The organism is Saccharopolyspora rhizosphaerae (assembly GCF_003931915.1).
GTDB classification, from domain to species: Bacteria; Actinomycetota; Actinomycetes; order Mycobacteriales; family Pseudonocardiaceae; genus Saccharopolyspora; species Saccharopolyspora rhizosphaerae.
Window position 1 is genome coordinate 142520 of sequence record NZ_RSAA01000014.1, and the last position, 16763, is coordinate 159282.

Genomic DNA, 16763 nt, shown 5'->3' on the forward strand with positions numbered 1-16763 from the left:
CTAGAACGAGCGGCGCAGGTCCTGCATCGCCACGATGTCGGCCTCGTTGCCCTCGAAGGTGACCTCCGCTTCACGGCGGCCGAAGGCGTACAGCAGGAGTTCGGCTGGCTCGCCGATCACGCGCACCGTGCGCGGACCGCGCTTGGCCTGGATCTCGGTGCCGTCGGTGCGGCGGAACACGACGCCGACCGGGCTGCGGCCGTAGAACATCCGCGCGACCCTGCCCAGCGACTTCCACAGGGTCTCGTCGCGGGTCGGGTCGGACGGGCGCGGCTTCCAGTTCGGCTGCGCACGGCGCACGTCCTCGTGGTGCACGAAGAACTCGGCGGCGTTGACCGTCTCGTCGACCCCACCGATGCTCATCGGGTTCCACTTGGGCGGCCCCTGCCGCACCTGGTCCACCAGCTCCGGCCAGGCCAGTTCGCGCAGCTCCTGCTCGGCGCGCTCACCGCGATCGGCCAGTGCCTTGATCAACTTCCCCGCCAGCGCGTCCGGACGGCGTTCGCGCACCACCAGGTGCACCGCGAGGTCCCTGGTCGTCCACCCCTCGCACAGCGTCGGCGCATCCGGGCCGACTTGCTCGAACAGATCGCACAACAGCTGGCGCTCATCGCTGGCCACACCCATGGAGCACACTCTAATCGCCCGGGACGTCACGTGTCCGCCGCATCACCGTGCGACACGGGAACGGCACCCCGGATTCCTCCGCGAGTGCCGTTCCTGCGCTGGTGATCAGCCTCCTGCGAGGAGTCAGCCCTCGGTGACGAAGGGGCTGGAGGCGACCTCCGTGCCGTCCTTGAGCGTGGTGATCTCGAAGTCGCTGAAGACGTTCGGCACGGCCTTCTGCAGCTGCTTCAGGCACTCCACGGCCAGGTTGCGGATCTCCACGTCGGCGTGCTCCGAAGCGCGCATCGCGATGAAGTGGCGCCAGGCGCGGTAGTTGCCGGTCACCACGATGCGGGTCTCGGTCGCGTTGGGCAGCACCGACCGGGCCGCCTGCCGGGCCTGCTTGCGCCGCAGCGTCATCTTCGGCTCGTCGGCGAACTTCTCTTCCAGCGCGGCCAACAGGTCGCTGTAGGCCTGCACGCTCGCCTCGGCCGCCTGCACGAACTTCTCGTGCAACTCCGGGTCCTCGGCGATGACGTCCGGCTCGACCATGGCGGCGTCGCGCTCCGGGACGTAGCGCTGCGACAGCTGCGAGTAGGAGAAGTGCCGGTGGCGGATCAGCTCGTGGGTCAACGAGCGGGACATCCCGGTCAGGTAGAACGACACCGACCCGTGCTCCAGCACGGAGAGGTGACCCACCTCCAGGATGTGCTTGAGGTAGCCGGCGTTGGTGGCGGTCGCCGGGTTCGGCTTGCGCCACGACTGGTAGCACGCGCGACCGGCGAACTCGGCCAGCGCCTGCCCACCGTCGGCGTCGGTCGACCAGTCCACGTCTTCCGGTGGGAAGAACTCGGTCTTGCCGATCAGCTGCACTTTCGGCCGGACGATCTCGGTCACGACGGGCGTGCCCCTTTCCTGCTCTCACGACTCCCCATGTGCTGCCCGAAAGCCTAACCGCCGGACCCGACAAGATCGCCTGACGCCAGTTGACACCATCGGGCGGTTGCATGACGTCACTTCTGGCGGCATCGTGGTGTCATGGACTTGAACCCCTACATCGACCAGCTCCGCGAAGACCTCACCTCCGCCGCTGCCGCCGGCGACGACCAGACGCGGCAGACCGCGGCGGTGCTGTCCGGCGCGATCGAGCCGGCCGCGCGGCTGGCGATCATGAACGCGCTGTCGGACCTCGCAGCCGAGGTCACGACGAACCTCGACGGCCAGGTGGTGGACCTGCGGTTGGACGGCCGCGACGTCCGCGTCGTGGTCAGCGGCAGCAGCCCACCGCCGCCCGCCTCCGACGAGGAGGCCGAACCTCCTCCACCACCGCCCCCCAGCGGCGACAACGGCGACATCAGCCGCATCACCCTGCGGCTGGTGGAAGAGATCAAGTCCCAGGCCGAGCAGGCCGCGTCCGCCCAGGGCGTGTCGCTGAACACCTTCGTCTCGCAAGCGGTGCAAGGCGCTCTGCAGGGACGCGGCCGTGGTGGCCCCTGGGACCGGCCGCGGCGTGGACGGCCTGGTCATGGGCACGGCGGTCACGGGCACGGTCACTCGCACGGTGGCCACGGGCGTGGCGGTCGCGGCGGCCCGTGGGACGGCCCCGGCTTCGGCGGCTGGCCCGGCGGCGAAGGCGGCGGCTCCCGCGTGCGCGGTTGGGTGCAGGGCTGAGCGGCCGAACGGTGGAAAGGCGGCTTGTATGAGCAAGGACGACTCACCCGAGGACCCGGACCTGAGCCGGGAGTGGTCCGAGTCCGAGGAAGAACTGACTGACCTGCTGCGCAGCCAGGACTTCGACACCGACGGCCCGGTCCGGATGGACATCGGCACCCACCGCGGTTCGGTCGTGGTCGAGCTGGGCGAGACGGCGGTGACGCACGTCGAGGTCCGGCACGCCACGTCGGCGGCCGGGCAGGACTGGCAGAACGGGCTCTCCGGACTGCTGAGCTGGGTCAGCGAGCAGTTCGGCACCGCCGCGCAGGCCGGCGGGCGCGGCGGCTTCGACCTGGGCAACCTGCCGCAGGCGCCGATCACCGAGGTGGTGCGCCGCACGCGGATCGACCTGAGCGGCAACCGGCTCGTCGTGCGGGCGCCGACGAACGGGCCGCTGCGCGGGGTCCCGCTGGCGGTGCGGGTGACGGCACCGGTCGGCTCCGAGGTCGGCGTGCAGACCGGCTCCGCCGAGGTCTCCGTGAGCGGCGCCGCGGGCAAGGTCTCCGTGCAGGGCGGCACGGGCACGGTCTCGGTCGAGGAAGCGACTGACCGGGCCACCGTGCGCAGCGGTTCCGGCCCCGTCCGGCTGGGCAGCATGCGCGGAGGCGTGCACGCGCGCTCCGGGCGAGGTGACATCGAGGTCGGCGCCATCGGGGCGCCCTCCTCGGTGGTCAACGGCTCCGGAGCGATCTGGCTCGGCGAAGTCTCGGCCGACGTGCTGGTGCGCACCGGGAGCGGTGACATCACCGTGGCCGACGCCGTGGACGGCCAGGTCGAGCTCATCAGCGGGTCCGGTGAGCTGCAGGTGTCGGTCCACCGCGGCACGGCCGCCGAGGTCGATCTGACCTCGACGACGGGCACCGCGCGCAGCGAGCTGGACGTCGCCGAGCAACCACCGGAGGCCGAGCCGACGCTGCGGGTCTTCGGCCGCACCGGCAGTGGTGACGCGGTGCTGACCACCGCGGGCTGATCGCCGCTACCCCGCCGCGAGTGCGGCCTGGAGCGGGCGGACCAGATCGCCGCGTTCGCCGGCCACGACGTCGTCGAGCCCGAGCCAGGCCGCCATCTCGCGCAGCGAGGCGGCCAGCTCGGGCCCGACGCGGCCGGCGTCGCGACCGGGTTCCAGGAAGGCCCCGGGCACCCGCAGCACTCCGGCCGCCCGGTCGGCCTTGAGGTCGACGCGGGCGACGAGCTCACCGTCGAGCAGGAAGGGGAAGACGTAGTAGCCGTACTGCCGCTGGGCTTCCGGGACGTAGATCTCGATGCGGTAGCGGAAGCCGAAGAGCCTCTCGGTCCGCGCGCGTTCCCAGATCAGCGGGTCGAACGGGGACAACAGGGCCCTGCCGGTGATCGCCCGCGGAGTACGAGCCTCCGCGTGCCGGTAGGCGGTCTGACGCCATCCGCGCCCCGCCACCGGCTCCAGCACGCCGTCATCGACGAGCTCGGCGACGGCCTGCTTCGACTGCTCCGGGGACAGCCGGTAGTAGTCGCGCAGATCGGCCTCGGTCCCGACGCCCAGCGCTTCGGCTGAGCGCTCCACCAACCCGCGCACCGCTTCAGCGTCCTCGGGCTCGTGGGCGAGGACCTCCGCAGGCAGCACGCGCTCCGGCAGGTCGTAGAGGCGCTCGAAGCCGCGCCGGGTGCCGGTGGTCAACTCCCCCATCGCGAACAGCAGCTCGCAGACGCGCTTGGTGTCGGTGCGGTTCCACCACGGACCGCGGCCCTGCCGCTCGCCTCCGCCGAGCTCGCGCTCCAGCCGCCCCGCACCGATCGGCCCGAGCTCCTTGACGGCGTTGAGCACGTCGTTGATCAGCTCGGGGTGCTGCTCCAGCAGCTCGCGGGAACGCTTGCGCCACCCGCCGCCGTGCTCGCGCATCCGCCAGCGCAGCAGAGACCAGTCCTCGACCGGGATCAGCGACGCCTCGTGCGCCCAGTACTCGACGAGCATCCGCGGCTGCCGAGCGGTGGGTGACCACGCAGCGGTGTCGACCAGCTCCCCCGGGTACGGGCCGAGCCTGCTGAACAGCGGCATGTAGTGGGCGCGGACCGCGACGTTCACCGAATCCAGCTGCAGCAGCTTGGTCCGGGACAAAGCGCGCTGGAGGTGCCTGCGGGTCACGGCTCCGCGCGGCCGCGGATCGGCGAAGCCCTGCGCTGCCAGCACCGTGCGACGGGCCACGTCCTTGCTGATGGTCTGCACCTGGGGAATCGTGCCACCACTCCCCGACACTCCGGTACTCACGACCGCGCGCCAGGTGCTTCGAGGACGCGGCGGCTCTGGGTGCGGGGACTCAGCTCGCATCACTTCAGGTCCTGAGCGGCCCTACGCCGCGTCGACATGCTTGGGGAGCGGCGCACGGAGCTACGGAGCGCTGTGCTCCCCCGTTAGGATCTTTCAGCCCGCACCGCCAGGCGACGAACGTGGAAGATGCCCTGACTGAGGGGAGTTGTCGAGCGGCACGTTAGGTTGTCGCGCATGGCCGAAGCCGATGTGCGCGAAGCAGTGGCGTCCGATGCCGCCGAGATCGCACGCATTCAGGTCCAGACGTGGGAGACCGCGTACGCCGAGGTGCTCCCGCCGGCCGTGCTGGCCGGTTTGGACACCGCCGAGGCCGAGCAGGAGTGGCGAGAGGCCGTCACGTCCGGAGCAGCGACTGTGCTGCTCGCGATCGAGGGTCGCTGGACCGTGGGTTTCTGCGCGGCAGGCCTCGCCCCGGAGTCGGAGGTGGCCGCCGCCGACGGCACGCTGCCGGAAGACAGCTCGACGACTGTGCTGGTCAGCGCCTTGCTGGTGGAGCCGCGCTGGGGTCGTCGGGGCCACGCCGGCAGGCTGCTGGCGACGATGGGCCGCCGGTTCACCGAACGCGGGGCCACGCGTGGCATCACCTGGGTGCCCGAGTCGGACTCGGCGTCGTTGTCGTTCTACCGCTCTGCGGGCTGGGACCCGGACGGTACGGTGCGCACGTTGGACGCGGGTGGGCGCCCGCTCCGCGAGATGCGCCTGACCGGTCCGCTGGACCTCGAGCTCGAGCACCACTGACGCCTGCCCCGGAGCCGACCGTGCTGACCATCATCGGGTTGCTCTCGACCACCTTCGGTGTCTCGGTGGCGTCCGCACTGCTCCCGTTGATCAGCGTCGAACTGTTCGCGATCGGGCTGGTGCTGAAGGAGCCGGAGATCCCGTGGTGGGTGCTGGCGCTGGTCATCGCCACCGGCCAGATCGGCGGCAAGCTCTTGCACTACTACGCGGCGCGCGGCGCCATCCGGCTGCCCCGGTTCCTGCGCCGCGAGAAGTCCGGGAAGAGCTCCCCCGGCCGTTGGAGGGCCTGGCTGGAGTCGTTCCGGGAGAACTGCCGCAACCGCCCGGTTTGGGCGGGCTCGGTCCTGCTGATCAGCGCCGTGGCCAGCCTGCCTCCGTTCGCGGCGGTGGCCGTCATCGCCGGCTGGGCCAAGGTCCCGGTGTCGACCTTCCTGATCACCGGATTCATCGGCCGCTTCGCCCGCTTCGGAGTCCTCGCAGCAGCCCCAGCAGCCATGGCCACCTGGCTCTGACACTCGGACCACACGCCCCCAGCCCGCGCTGAGCACCACCTCGCGAGATGCACGCCTCACCACCAACAATCCACTGAGCAGGCAAGCCACAGCGCAGGCACAACCCCGCCGCGCATGTCGGAGCGACCGGAGCCCCAACACCAGGAGCCCGGGCGATCAGATCTCGCGGGAAGTTCGACGTCCCACCACCCCGACAGGCCCGTCAGCCGACATGACCGGGGGCGGTTCTCGTGCCATGCCTCACCAGTGAAGAAAGCGGCGCCCCGAAGGCTGGAGCAGAACTCGCAGCGCCTTACCTTCCTCAAGCGGGCTGGAGTCGAATTCTCGAGAAGGTCGACTCAGCCGAACCGCGGCCTTCAGTGCCAACACAGCAGAGCGCCTGCGGTGCTGAAGCGGAGCGCTGGAAAGCGCAGGCTTTCCGAGCACCGAAGGTGCAGCACATCTCCAGGGCCACCTCGTCCGACCCGGGGGTCGAACGTCACGAGAAGTTCGTCGCGACCAAGCCGCAACGGCCCACCGATGCCGAACACATCGGGGAATGGCCGGTCCCGACTCGAGGGAGCATTGGAAGCGCAGTTCTCTCGAGCGCCAAAGGCGCAACAGACCTCCGGCGCTCCACCTGCTCCGAAGCGGGGGTCGCACTTCGCGAGATGTTCGACCCCACCGAGCCGCACCGGCCAGGAGTGCCGACACGGCAGGGAGCCGCGGGTCGCGGCCCGGAGCACTGAAAGCGCAGGTCTTTCGGGTGCGGAGGGCGGAGCGTGCTCTCCGGCGACTCACCTCCACGAGGCGGGCAAGGAGTCGAACTTCTCGCGAGGTTCGACGGTCGGTGCCTGGGGGTTCCGGGAGGCTTCGGCTGTCAGCTGGCCAATTGCGGGCCGGCTTCGGCGGCGAAGCCCCCGTGGTCGCAGCCCTCTCCGAACGGCGGACGCCCCCTCGCAGTGGGGTGCGAGGGGGCGTCCGGGAAGGGTTGGTCAGAGGCGGTCGGTCAGAAGTCCGGGAGCTTGGGCAGGTCCGGGAGGCCGAGGCGGCCGGGGACTCCGAGGACGGAGTCGATCAGGCCGAAGACCGGCACGCCGAGCGGGGCGAAGGTGTACTTGTCGTTGAGGTCGCCGGTGTCGGGTTCGTCGACGATGGCCGGACCGTCCTGCGCGGCCTGTGCCGGGGCCGCCATCGCGGCCGGGGCGAGGGTGAACAGGGCGGCGCCCGCCAGGAGCGAGGCGGTGAGGGCGCGGGGTGCGGTGTTGCTCATCTGCGTTCCTTTCGTCGGAGCGACCTGCCTCGTGGTGCGCGCCACGAAGCGGGCCGAGCGGGGGTCACGGGGTCAGCAGGTCCACGACCGGAGCCAGCAGCTGCGTGGGCAGCTGGACGGTCAGGCCGAGCACCGGCCCTAGGTCGACCCCCGGCACGAGCCAGATCGACTCCGCGTTGGCAACACCGCTGGTGAGCAGCGCAGCGCTCACCGCGACGACCACCGTGGTGGCGACGCGACGGACGGACTGAGACATGGTGGTTTCCTCCTCACAGCTCTCCACCGGCGGCGGCCGGCGGAAGATCAGCAGACGGCGTCCGAGGGCTTCGGGTTGCCGAGTCCGAACAGTGGGCGCAGCGCGACACCGGCGTAGGTGCCGATGATGGCCATCACGCCCCACAGCCAGCCGTGCAGGCTGAACGAGGCGATGCCGGAGAAGTAGGCGCCGATGTTGCAGCCGCCCGCGAAGCGCGCGCCCACGCCCATCAAGATCCCGCCGAGGACCGCGCCGACGGCCATCTTCCACGGGACCTTCCGGTGCAGGGTGAACGCGCCGGCCAGCGCAGCGGCGATCAGCGCGCCGATCATGATCCCGAAGTCCATCACCGAGATCCGGTCGGTGAGCACCGACGAGGCGAGCTTCGCGGCGTTGTCCGGGTCCTGCCAGAACGGCGCGCTGGAGATGTCGATGCCGACGGCGCCGAGGATCTTCGCTCCCCACAGGCCGAACGCGGACGTGATGCCCCAGGAGTTGCCGGAGACGAACAGCGTCACCGCGTTGAGCACGGCCAGCAGCACCGCACCGACCCACAGCGGCCAGGAACCGCGCAGCGCGCGGACGATGCCCTTGGCGACCGGCGGCTGGCCGATCGGCGGAGGCGTGCGCCGCCGCTCCACCAGCACCGAGATGCCGACGACCGCACCGATGATGAGCAGCGTGAACAGCACGCCGCCCGCGTAGCCCAGCGGGGTGTCCGCCAGCGAGACCTTCGGGCCGATGCTCTGCACGCTCTTGATGAACGGCGAGATGAACGCGCTGAACACCGAGCCGACGATGAATCCGCCGAGGGTGAGCACGATCGCAGTCTGGCCGCTGCCGACCGCGAAGAGCGTGCCCGAGGCGCAGGAACCGCCGACCTGCATGCCGACGCCGAACAGGAACGCCCCGAAGACGACGCCCAGCCCGGCCGTCTGCAGCTGGGGTTGTGGCTCACCCGACAGCGAGAACCCGGTTCCGAGGATCCCGGCGAACAGCAGGGCCGCGACACCGAGCATGAGCATGTGCGCTCGGATCGCGCGTCCCTGCCCGACCGTGATCAGCTGGCGCCACGCGGAGGTGAAGCCGAACCGGGAGTGGAACAGCACCAACCCCAGCGCCAGGCCGACCGCGTAGAGCACGGTCATCTTCCAGCCGGCCACGCTGTGCACGGCCACGCCGAGCACTGCGGCGATCGCGATGCCGATCGCCACGACACCGCGTTGCGCGGGCGGGGCCTCGCGCACCAGCGGCGGGGCAGGTCTTCCTGCTTCCACAACAGACATGGGCACTCCTACTTCTCCGTGAGCGGACCTGAAACGGCCACGATTGTTCCCTGCGGGATCCACTGGCCGTGGTTGCCGCCGTGCTGGTGTCCAGTCATCTGCATCACGTTGACCTGGGCAGACGCGTACATGGTCACCTCACCTGCGAGGCTCTCCCCGCGGGCGCGGGCCCACTGCCGGTACCCGGACAGCGATGGCGGGTCGCCGAACGCGCTGGCCTGGGTCATCCCGTAGGTGAGGGCGCCGCGGTCCCGGGGGTCGAACCGCAGGGGCACGGCGACACCGGGGGCGGAGGTCACCACCGGACCGTGCAACAGCCAGGGCGCGACGTGCATTCCGTACACGAACTGGGCTCGTTCCAGAACGTGGGACGTCTTCTCCCAGCCGGACACCAGCACCAACGCGCCCTCGGGACTGTCGTTGACCGGTAGGCCGCGGCGGGTGGCTTCCTCGCGCACGACGTCGGCGGCGGCCCTGCTGCGCGGTGTGTCGTCACCCACGACCGAGAGGGACGGGGCCCGCACCTCGGCGAGGAAGGCGACGTGCTTGCGCAGTGCGTCGGCGTCCTCCGGCAGCAGCTGGGTGTCCGGGCAGGACACGGGTGTGGGAGCGCCGGCGGCGAGGGCGCCCAGCGCCGCGCTGGCGCATTCGGGCCTGGCAGCGCCTGCGATCTCCGGGAGCTCACCGGTGTCGACGTCGACGGTGCCGGTCTCCTCGCCCTTGCGGATGACCAGGTCGCTGCGGCCCGCGGGGAGGTCGACCTCGGCCCACGTGCCGCTGGCTCCGGGGCGGGGAACCGCTCGGGCGACGGTCCCGCCCTGCTTCACCGTGATGCCCTGGCCGGCACTCTCCGGGAAGTGCACCAGGTTCTTCCCGGCGCGGTGGGGGCTGACCAGCACCGGGGTGCCGGCGGTCTGCGCCAGCCGGGCGACGCCGGGCACCGGCAGGTCGTGCGGGAGCGGGATGCCGGGCAGGGCGCCCCAGGCGAGGACGACGGCGAGCACCCCGATCGCGCCGTAGCGGTAGACGCGCACGTCGTCGCGCGTGAGCAGGGTCACCGCCAGCACGACCGCAGCGCCGAGCACGACCACCAGCACCGCGATGCCGTAGCCGGTGCTGAGCAGCCTGCGGTCGAACAGCCCGGACAGCAGCAGCTGCCCGGTCCCGGCGCCGAGGAGCGCGAGGGCGGCGGTCAGCGCGATCGGGCGTGGCCGCAGCCCGCCGTCGGAGTTCCAGGTCTTGGCCAGCGCGAGACCGGACCAGACGACGGCGACGACGACGACGATCGTGTCGAGGAAGAAGTTCAGCGAGGTGTGGCCGAGCGCGGCTTCGGCGATGAGCAGCAGCGCCAGCCCGAAACCGAGGAAGGCGGACGGGCCGCGCCAGCGCAGGGCCAGCGGTACTGCGAGGGCGAGCACCACGTGCGCGATCGCGAAACCGGTGTTGATGTGCAGCAGGACCGCGGAGAGCCCGGCGAGCGCGGCGGTGGCACCACCGCAGGCCCAGGCGAACGACGGTCGCATCACGGCCCCGGCCCGCAGGAGGCCGATCCCGGCGGTCAGCGCGGTGCCGGTCAGCAGCAGCACGCGCAGCACCAGCGCGAGGAGGTCCACGCCGGGGACTCCGGTGTGGGTGTGCATGTCTTCCATGTCCGCTCTCATCGAGAAGAAGGGGCTGGGGCGTGCGGTGTGGAGGTCGTCGAGGGCGGGGCGCGGGTGGGTGGCCGCCGCGGGACGGCGGCCACCCGGTTCGCCACTGCGTCCAGGGTCTGGCCTCTGCCCGAGGACTTACTTCAGGTGCTCCTCGGACACGACGAACAGCTCCGAGTGCGGTTTGGCGTTGCCGAACTCACCGTGCGGCCAGGACCGCCGGTTGAAGTTGATGCCGACTTCGCCGGTCACCTCGTCGCGGAACGTGTCGTCGACCGAAACCTTCCCGTCCGGGCCGAGGTTGACCATGTTGACCTTGTGGTCACCGTCGTTGCCGGTCCGCGCGACGAAGTAGTTCGACACCGCGAGCCGTCCCGGGGTCTGCGTTTCGCCGTACTTGCCGTCGGGGCCCAACGTGAAGTTGTCGTAGGCGCCCCAGTGCGGTCCAGCAGCCGCGATGCCCGGGTTGATCGGCGTGGTGCCGGCCAGCGTCGGGCAGTCGGACTCGGTGCCGCCCTGCTCCGACTCCTCGATGGTGTCGATGTTGCACTGGTAGTCGTCGCCGGCGTTGACCAGCTTCTGGACGTCCAGTGTGTACACACCACCTGTGGTGCCGGGGTCGTCCTTGCCGAAGGTCCCCGGGGCGCGGCCCTGGATGGCCCGGTACAGGAACCGGTCGTCAGGACTGGTCTGCATCCAGCCGCCGTTGGAGCTGCCGCCGTTGGCGTCGTTGGCCGGGTCGAAGTTCACGGACGCGGCTCCGTCGTCGAACACCTGACGCCAGTGCGGTTCCGGCGCGGTGATGTCCGGCGTGTAGAACACCGCACCGCCCTGCATGGTCTGCGCGAACGCGCCCTTGTGACCGGGCAGGTTGGTCACCGTGGTCTCCATGGCCGCACGGCTTTCGTTGTGCAGCGGGTCCTTCGGGTTGGCCCGCGGACCGTCCGGGAGGTACGAGACCGACTTGAGCTTCGGGTGGTTGCGGTCCGAGATGTCCCAGGTCCGCACGGTCGGCCGCCGCAGGTACGGCGATGGGGCCTTCACCGGGTCGAGGATGATGTTGCGCGGCTCGGCGTAGTCCGAGGTCACCAGCGTGTTCAGGTCCTCGCGGGCCTGGATGCCGTGCGGGTTGGCGCAGGTCGGCGTACCGATCCGCGGCAGGTTGTCGCACAGCTTGGCGTTGTCCCCGCCCGGAGTCGCTGCCGGGGATTCGGAGAGCACTTGCGCGTTCTGGTCGAACCGCACGACCTCGCCGGGGCTTCCGGCGAAACCGTTGCCCAGGTGCACCGAACCGTCCGAGTACCGGTACGGGCCGGGGACGACCGGACCACCCATGTAGGTCGCGTAGGCGGTGCCGTCCTTGAGCGTCCAGTACGCGTCGGGGACGGATCCACCCAGGGTCTGGGTCGGCAGGCTGATCCCCTTGAGCTTGACGTTCGGCAGCGCCGAGACGTCGAAGGCGTAGGTGGCGCCGAGGAAGAGCGACCCCGCGTAGATGGTGTCGCCCTTGTGCCACACGTACTGCATGTGGTGCGGCTCGTTCTCCACCAGCGGTCCGACGGTGATCGTGTTGACCACCTGGCCGTAACCGGGTGATCCCTTCGTCGCGTCGATGACCGCGAGGAAGTCCGGTCCTGGCAGGGCGTTCGCGGCCTTTCCGGTGCCACCGGCCAGCGAGCCGGGCAGGTTGCGGACGTCGGGAACCACGGTGTCCGCGATGTTCTCGTCGCCCGCCCAGACGACCAGCCACTCCTTGGGCTTTCCGTCCGACGTGGACTTCTCCAGCGCACTCTTGTCGACGTGGTTGGTGATGGTGTAGTCCTTGCCGTCCGCTCCCTTGAGGGACTGCGTGGACACGTCGACATCGGCGTTGGCGTCGGGCACCGGTAGCGTGACCGCGCTGACCGCCACGGCCAACGCGGCCAGCCCGGTGGGCAGCCTTCGAAGACTCTTTTTCATGTGTGCTCCGGTTTTCGTGGAGAATTCCGAAATTGGGCACGACGAAGCAGCACGTCCGGAAGGCGCGCAGCGACCGGACGCGTTTCGTCGTGGACTGCTCGGAGAGGGAGAAGCGCCTAACAGCGGCGGGAGAAGAGGGTCCTCAGGCGTGACACAGAGCGCTGGCCTGATGCCGGAGATCGACATGCAGGCGAGCCACCAGACAGGCGAACCTGGACATGCCAGCAATAATCAAGAAGTGCCCACCTGGTGTCAACGATCAACCAATTGCTGAGATCAGGACCCAGAAGATCCTGTGAACCGCCTGGTAAGACCACCCGGTAGCCCGAACAGCGGTATGCTCGTGGTGCAAGCGGAACTAGAGTGACCGCTTTTCCGCTCCCGCCAGCGCGGTGAGACCCCGCTCCTCGCCCCGGGATTCGTGTCGGCTCGACGCCGGTTCCGGACCCTCGGCCCGAGGATGAGCGGTGCCGCGCGCGAAGCGGGTGACGCCAGCGCGGTCGACCTCGCGGGGCCTGCCGTTGACCGGTCCGCCCGGCTACCGTGCGAACGACGCACCGGTCGGTGCGCTCCAGTCGACTGCCAGAGGTGGCCATGCCGAGAAGGTCAACACCGGTCGCGATCGTCGGGGCGGGCATCGGCGGACTCACGCTGGCCGTGGCGCTGCGACGCCGGGGCATCGCGGCGACCGTCTACGAACAGGTGCTCGAGCTGCGCGAAGTCGGTGCGGCGGTGGCCCTCTCGGCCAACGGGACGCGCGTGCTGCACTCCCTCGGCCTGCGGGACCGGCTGGCGGCATGCAGCGCCGTGCCGACCGAGCTGGTCTACCGCGACTGGCGCACCGGTGACCGCGTGGTCTCCTACCGGGTCGGCGACGACTACGCCGCGCGCTTCGGCGCTCCGTACTACGGGGTGCACCGCGCCGACCTCCAGATCGCCTTGGCGGAGGCCTGCGGGGAGGACGCCCTCCGCCTCGACCACCGACTGGTCGACCTGTCGGCGAAGGCCGAGGGCTACGAGCTGGTCTTCGCCCACGGAGCCACGGCGCACGCGGATCTCGTCGTCGGCGCGGACGGGGTGCACTCCGCGGTGCGCAGGTGGGTCACCGAGGACGACCCGGCGGTGTACTCCGGCACCAGCGGTTTTCGCGGCCTGGTCCCGGTCGGCTCGATCCCTTCGGTGCCCGATCCCGGCGCCCTCCAGTTCTGGATGGGCCCGGGCGCTCACCTGCTGCACTACCCGATCGGCGACGGGTCGTTGGTCAACTTCCTGGCCGTGGTCGACGAGCCGGCGCAGTGGCCGGGTTCCAGCTGGGTCCAGGACATCTCCCCCGACCAGCTCTGCGCGCCCTTCGACGGGTGGCACCCCGGTGTGCGGGAGGTGGTGGCGACCGGTCTGCACAAGCGGTGGGCGCTGTTCGGGCAACGACCGCTCCAGCGCTGGCACCGGGACGGGGTCGTGCTGCTCGGCGACGCCGTGCACGCGATGCTCCCGCACCACGGGCAGGGCGCGAACCAGACCATCGAGGACGCGGCCACGCTCGCGTCGCTGCTGCACCGCTACGAGCCGCACCAGGCGCTGCCGCGCTACGAGAGCTTGCGCCGGGCGCGCACCCGCTCGGTCCAGCGCAGCTCGTGGGTGGCCTCCGAGCTGCTGCACCTGCCCGACGGCCCGGACGCCGAGGCGCGCGACGAACGGCTCGCCGCCATCCACGAGACGCTCCAGTGGATCCACGGCCACGACGCCGAAGCCGTCGCCGAGGCGTCGGGCTGAAGCTCAGGACTTGTCGTCGCGCTCCAGGTCGATGGCCTTGCGCATCGCCTTGCGGCCGCGGTTGCGGTCACCGGCGAGGTCGTAGGCCTGGGCGAGGGCGAACCAGCGCCGCCAGTCCTGCGGTTCGGCCTCCAGCTCGGCCTGCTTGGCGTCGAACCACTCGTCGGCCGCGTCCTGCTCGACCCGGCCGGAGGGCCGCCGAGGCAGGTGCGAGACGTCCGGCAACGCGCCCTCGTCGTCGAGCCTGCGGGCCAGCCGCTCGGTGGACGCGCCGAAGCGCAGCTGGTCGGCGACCAACACCGCGCCCAGCACGGGGAAGACCAGGATCGCCGCGCCCAGCACGATGAAGACCGGGTGGCCGCTGGTGATCATCGTGATCGCGCGGCCGCTCATCAGCACCAGGTAGACCAGCAGCACCAGCGCGACCAGGAACGCGGCGTTCCGCCCGGTCAGGAGCTTGGTCACCTCAAATGCCCATCAGCACGTCGAGGCCCACCGTCAGCCCCGGACGGCTGGGGACCTCCCGGATGCCCAGCAGCACGCCCGGCATGAACGAGCGGCGGTCGTAGGAGTCGTGCCGGATGGTGAGGGTCTCGCCCTCGGTGCCGAACAGCACCTCCTGGTGCGCGACGAGCCCAGTCATCCGCACGGCGTGCACGTGGACGCCGTCGACCTCGGCGCCGCGAGCGCCGTCCGGGTCCTTCGTGGTCGCGTCGGGCATCGCGCCGAGTCCCGCCTCCTCGCGCGCCTTGCCGATGACGTGCGCGGTGCGGGCCGCGGTGCCCGAGGGCGCGTCAGCCTTCTTCGGGTGGTGCAGCTCGACGATCTCGGCCGAGTCGAAGTACTTGGCCGCCAGCTCGGCGAACCGCATCGACAGGACCGCGCCGATCGCGAAGTTCGGCGCGACGATCACGCCGACCTGCGGCTTGTCGGCCAGCCAGGAGCGGATGGAGTCCAGCTCGGCCGGGCCGAGACCGCTGGTGCCGACGACGACGTTGATGCCGTTGTCGACGCAGAACTTGATGTTGTTCAGCACCGAGTCGGGGTGGGTCAGGTCGACCGCGACCTGCGCACCGGACTCGACGAGCCGCTCGATGGGGTCGTCCTGGTCGACCTCGGCGACGAGTTCGGTGTCGGCCGCCTCGCCGACGGCTCGCACGGCCTCGGAACCCATCCGCCCGCGGGCGCCCAGCACACCAACCTTGATCACCGTGGAAACACCTCTCCGCACCGACGCTGCACACCCGGAGTCTAGGCACCGCGCCCACGAGCACAGGACGACCCACCCCACCTGGTGACCCGCACCATTCCCGGCACCCGGGGCACCACCCGCTACACGCCGTCCGGGAGGTCTTCCGGGGTCTTGTAGGGGCCGACGACCGCGGTGGTGAACGGGCGGTTGAGCAGCTCCTCCGCGAGCTCCGCGACGTCGTCGGGGGTGACCGCCTCGATCTTGGCGAGGGTCTCCTCGACCGCGTAGTGGCGTCCGTAGTTGAGCTCGGTCTTGCCGATGCGGCTCATCCGGGCCGCGCTGTCCTCCAGGCCCAGCACCAGACCGCCGCGCAGCTGACCACGGCCGCGCGCGACCTCGTCGGGCGAGAGTCCGTGTTCCGCGACGTCGGCGAGGACCGCGCGGATCACCGAGGCGACCTCGCCCAGGCGCTCCGGCGTGCAGCCGGCGTACACCGAGAAGGTGCCCGCGTCCGAGAAGGCCGTGCTCGACGAGTACACCGAGTACGCCAGCCCCCGGTTCTCCCGGATCTCCTGGAACAGCCGCGAACTCATCCCGCCGCCGAGCGCCGCGTTCAGCACCCCGAGCGCGAACCGGCGCTCGTCGTAGCGGTCCAGGGCCCGGCAGCCCACCAGCAGGTGCGTCTGCTCGGTGTCGTCCGGGTGCAGCACCAGCGGCGCCTGCTTGGGCAGCCGGGTCCGGCCACCGCGCGGCGCCTCCGGGCGCTCGTCGCCGGCCAGCCGGTCGCCGAGCGCCTTGCGCACCAGCCGCACGACCTTCGCGTGCTCGACGTTGCCCGCCACGGACACGACCATCTTCGGCATCCGGTAGCGGCGCCGGTAGAAGCCGTGCACCCGGGTGCGGGTCATCGCGCTGATCGACTCCTCGGTGCCCAGCACCGAGCGGCCCAGCGGGCTGTCACCGAGCACGGCGGTGGAGAACAGCTCGTGCAGCAGGTCCTCGGGGTCGTCGTCGCGCATCGCGATCTCCTCGAGCACCACGCTGCGCTCGACGTCGACGTCGGCGGTGTGGTTGACCGCGTCGAAGACCACGTCGCAGAGCATGTCGACGGCCAGCGGCAGGTCCTCGTCGAGGACGTGCGCGTAGTAGCAGGTGTGCTCCTTGGCGGTGAAGGCGTTGAGCTCGCCGCCGACCGCGTCGATCTCCTGCGCGATGTCCACCGCGGTCCGCTTCGCGGTGCCCTTGAACAGCAGGTGTTCCAGGTAGTGCGCCGCACCCGCCTGCGCCCTGGTCTCGTCGCGCGACCCGACGCCCACCCAGATGCCCACCGACGCGGATCGGACTCCCGGCACCGGCTCGGTGACGACCCGCAACCCGCCCGGCAGGACCGTTCGCCGCACTTCGGAGGCACCGTTGTGCCCGAGGACCTGGGTGGTCCCGGGCCGCTGCAGGTGTCCGGCTGTCTGCTTGTGCTTCATGTGCCCGTTCTCGTCGCCTCTGCGCTGCCCGCGCACTCACGACAATA

Annotated in this window: 16 protein-coding genes; 5 read left to right on the top strand and 11 right to left on the bottom strand. The window is 70.8% G+C overall.

Annotated features, from left to right (window positions below; translation table 11 throughout):
- Both EIL87_RS13715 and thyX read right to left on the bottom strand, forming a co-directional pair.
- Nucleotides 1-627 (bottom strand): TIGR03085 family metal-binding protein, encoded by a 627-nt coding sequence (locus EIL87_RS13715; protein WP_125090898.1) that lies wholly within the window; start codon nt 625-627, stop codon nt 1-3.
- 123 nt (nt 628-750) lie between these two features.
- A complete protein-coding gene (gene thyX, locus EIL87_RS13720) occupies nt 751-1503 on the bottom strand; it encodes an FAD-dependent thymidylate synthase (protein WP_125090900.1) in 753 nt (250 codons plus the stop codon).
- Nucleotides 1504-1644: 141 nt separating this feature from the next.
- Between thyX and EIL87_RS13725 the strand changes: the two genes are divergently transcribed.
- Both EIL87_RS13725 and EIL87_RS13730 read left to right on the top strand, forming a co-directional pair.
- Entirely contained in the window at nt 1645-2277 is a 633-nt protein-coding gene (locus EIL87_RS13725) for a toxin-antitoxin system HicB family antitoxin (protein WP_125090902.1), read from the top strand.
- A gap of 28 nt (nt 2278-2305) precedes the next feature.
- A complete protein-coding gene (locus EIL87_RS13730; protein WP_158628639.1) occupies nt 2306-3289 on the top strand; it encodes a DUF4097 family beta strand repeat-containing protein in 984 nt (327 codons plus the stop codon).
- A gap of 6 nt (nt 3290-3295) precedes the next feature.
- Here the strand turns inward: EIL87_RS13730 and EIL87_RS13735 are convergent, their stop codons facing one another.
- Nucleotides 3296-4519, bottom strand: a complete 1224-nt coding sequence (locus EIL87_RS13735; protein WP_125090904.1) for a winged helix-turn-helix domain-containing protein — start codon at nt 4517-4519, stop codon at nt 3296-3298.
- A 276-nt stretch (nt 4520-4795) separates the two neighbouring features.
- On the opposite strand from EIL87_RS13735, the gene EIL87_RS13740 reads away from it, so the two are divergent.
- The gene (locus tag EIL87_RS13740; RefSeq protein WP_125090906.1) at nt 4796-5359 is read left to right on the top strand and encodes a GNAT family N-acetyltransferase; all 564 of its coding nucleotides are present in this window, start codon (nt 4796-4798) and stop codon (nt 5357-5359) included.
- Between the two features lie 20 nt (nt 5360-5379).
- A complete protein-coding gene (locus EIL87_RS13745; protein ID WP_233576230.1) occupies nt 5380-5871 on the top strand; it encodes a VTT domain-containing protein in 492 nt (163 codons plus the stop codon).
- A gap of 988 nt (nt 5872-6859) precedes the next feature.
- On the opposite strand, the gene EIL87_RS13750 is transcribed toward EIL87_RS13745, so the two are convergent.
- From EIL87_RS13750 to EIL87_RS13770, 5 genes are all read right to left on the bottom strand, one after another.
- Complete coding sequence (locus EIL87_RS13750) at nt 6860-7123, bottom strand: hypothetical protein (protein ID WP_125090908.1); 264 nt, start codon at nt 7121-7123, stop codon at nt 6860-6862.
- Nucleotides 7124-7187: 64 nt separating this feature from the next.
- The gene (locus tag EIL87_RS13755; protein WP_125090910.1) at nt 7188-7379 is read right to left on the bottom strand and encodes a hypothetical protein; all 192 of its coding nucleotides are present in this window, start codon (nt 7377-7379) and stop codon (nt 7188-7190) included.
- Between the two features lie 47 nt (nt 7380-7426).
- Nucleotides 7427-8665 carry a YeeE/YedE family protein gene (locus tag EIL87_RS13760; protein ID WP_125090912.1) on the bottom strand — a complete coding sequence of 413 codons (1239 nt, stop codon included), beginning with the start codon at nt 8663-8665 and terminating at the stop codon, nt 7427-7429.
- A gap of 8 nt (nt 8666-8673) precedes the next feature.
- Nucleotides 8674-10314 carry a hypothetical protein gene (locus EIL87_RS13765; protein WP_199740406.1) on the bottom strand — a complete coding sequence of 547 codons (1641 nt, stop codon included), beginning with the start codon at nt 10312-10314 and terminating at the stop codon, nt 8674-8676.
- A gap of 138 nt (nt 10315-10452) precedes the next feature.
- Complete coding sequence (locus tag EIL87_RS13770; RefSeq protein WP_233576231.1) at nt 10453-12273, bottom strand: selenium-binding family protein; 1821 nt, start codon at nt 12271-12273, stop codon at nt 10453-10455.
- Nucleotides 12274-12867: 594 nt separating this feature from the next.
- On the opposite strand from EIL87_RS13770, the gene EIL87_RS13780 reads away from it, so the two are divergent.
- A complete protein-coding gene (locus tag EIL87_RS13780) occupies nt 12868-14046 on the top strand; it encodes an FAD-dependent monooxygenase (protein ID WP_125090914.1) in 1179 nt (392 codons plus the stop codon).
- 3 nt (nt 14047-14049) lie between these two features.
- On the opposite strand, the gene EIL87_RS13785 is transcribed toward EIL87_RS13780, so the two are convergent.
- The 3 genes from EIL87_RS13785 to EIL87_RS13795 form a co-directional block, all read right to left on the bottom strand.
- On the bottom strand, nt 14050-14511 hold the full coding sequence (locus EIL87_RS13785) for a hypothetical protein (protein WP_125090916.1): 462 nt from the start codon (nt 14509-14511) through the stop codon (nt 14050-14052).
- 1 nt (nt 14512) lies between these two features.
- Nucleotides 14513-15256 (bottom strand): 4-hydroxy-tetrahydrodipicolinate reductase, encoded by a 744-nt coding sequence (gene dapB / locus EIL87_RS13790; RefSeq protein WP_267898846.1) that lies wholly within the window; start codon nt 15254-15256, stop codon nt 14513-14515.
- A 122-nt stretch (nt 15257-15378) separates the two neighbouring features.
- Nucleotides 15379-16716: a M16 family metallopeptidase gene (locus tag EIL87_RS13795; RefSeq protein ID WP_125090918.1), complete on the bottom strand. Its 1338-nt coding sequence runs from the start codon at nt 16714-16716 to the stop codon at nt 15379-15381.
- Nucleotides 16717-16763 lie beyond the last annotated feature (47 nt).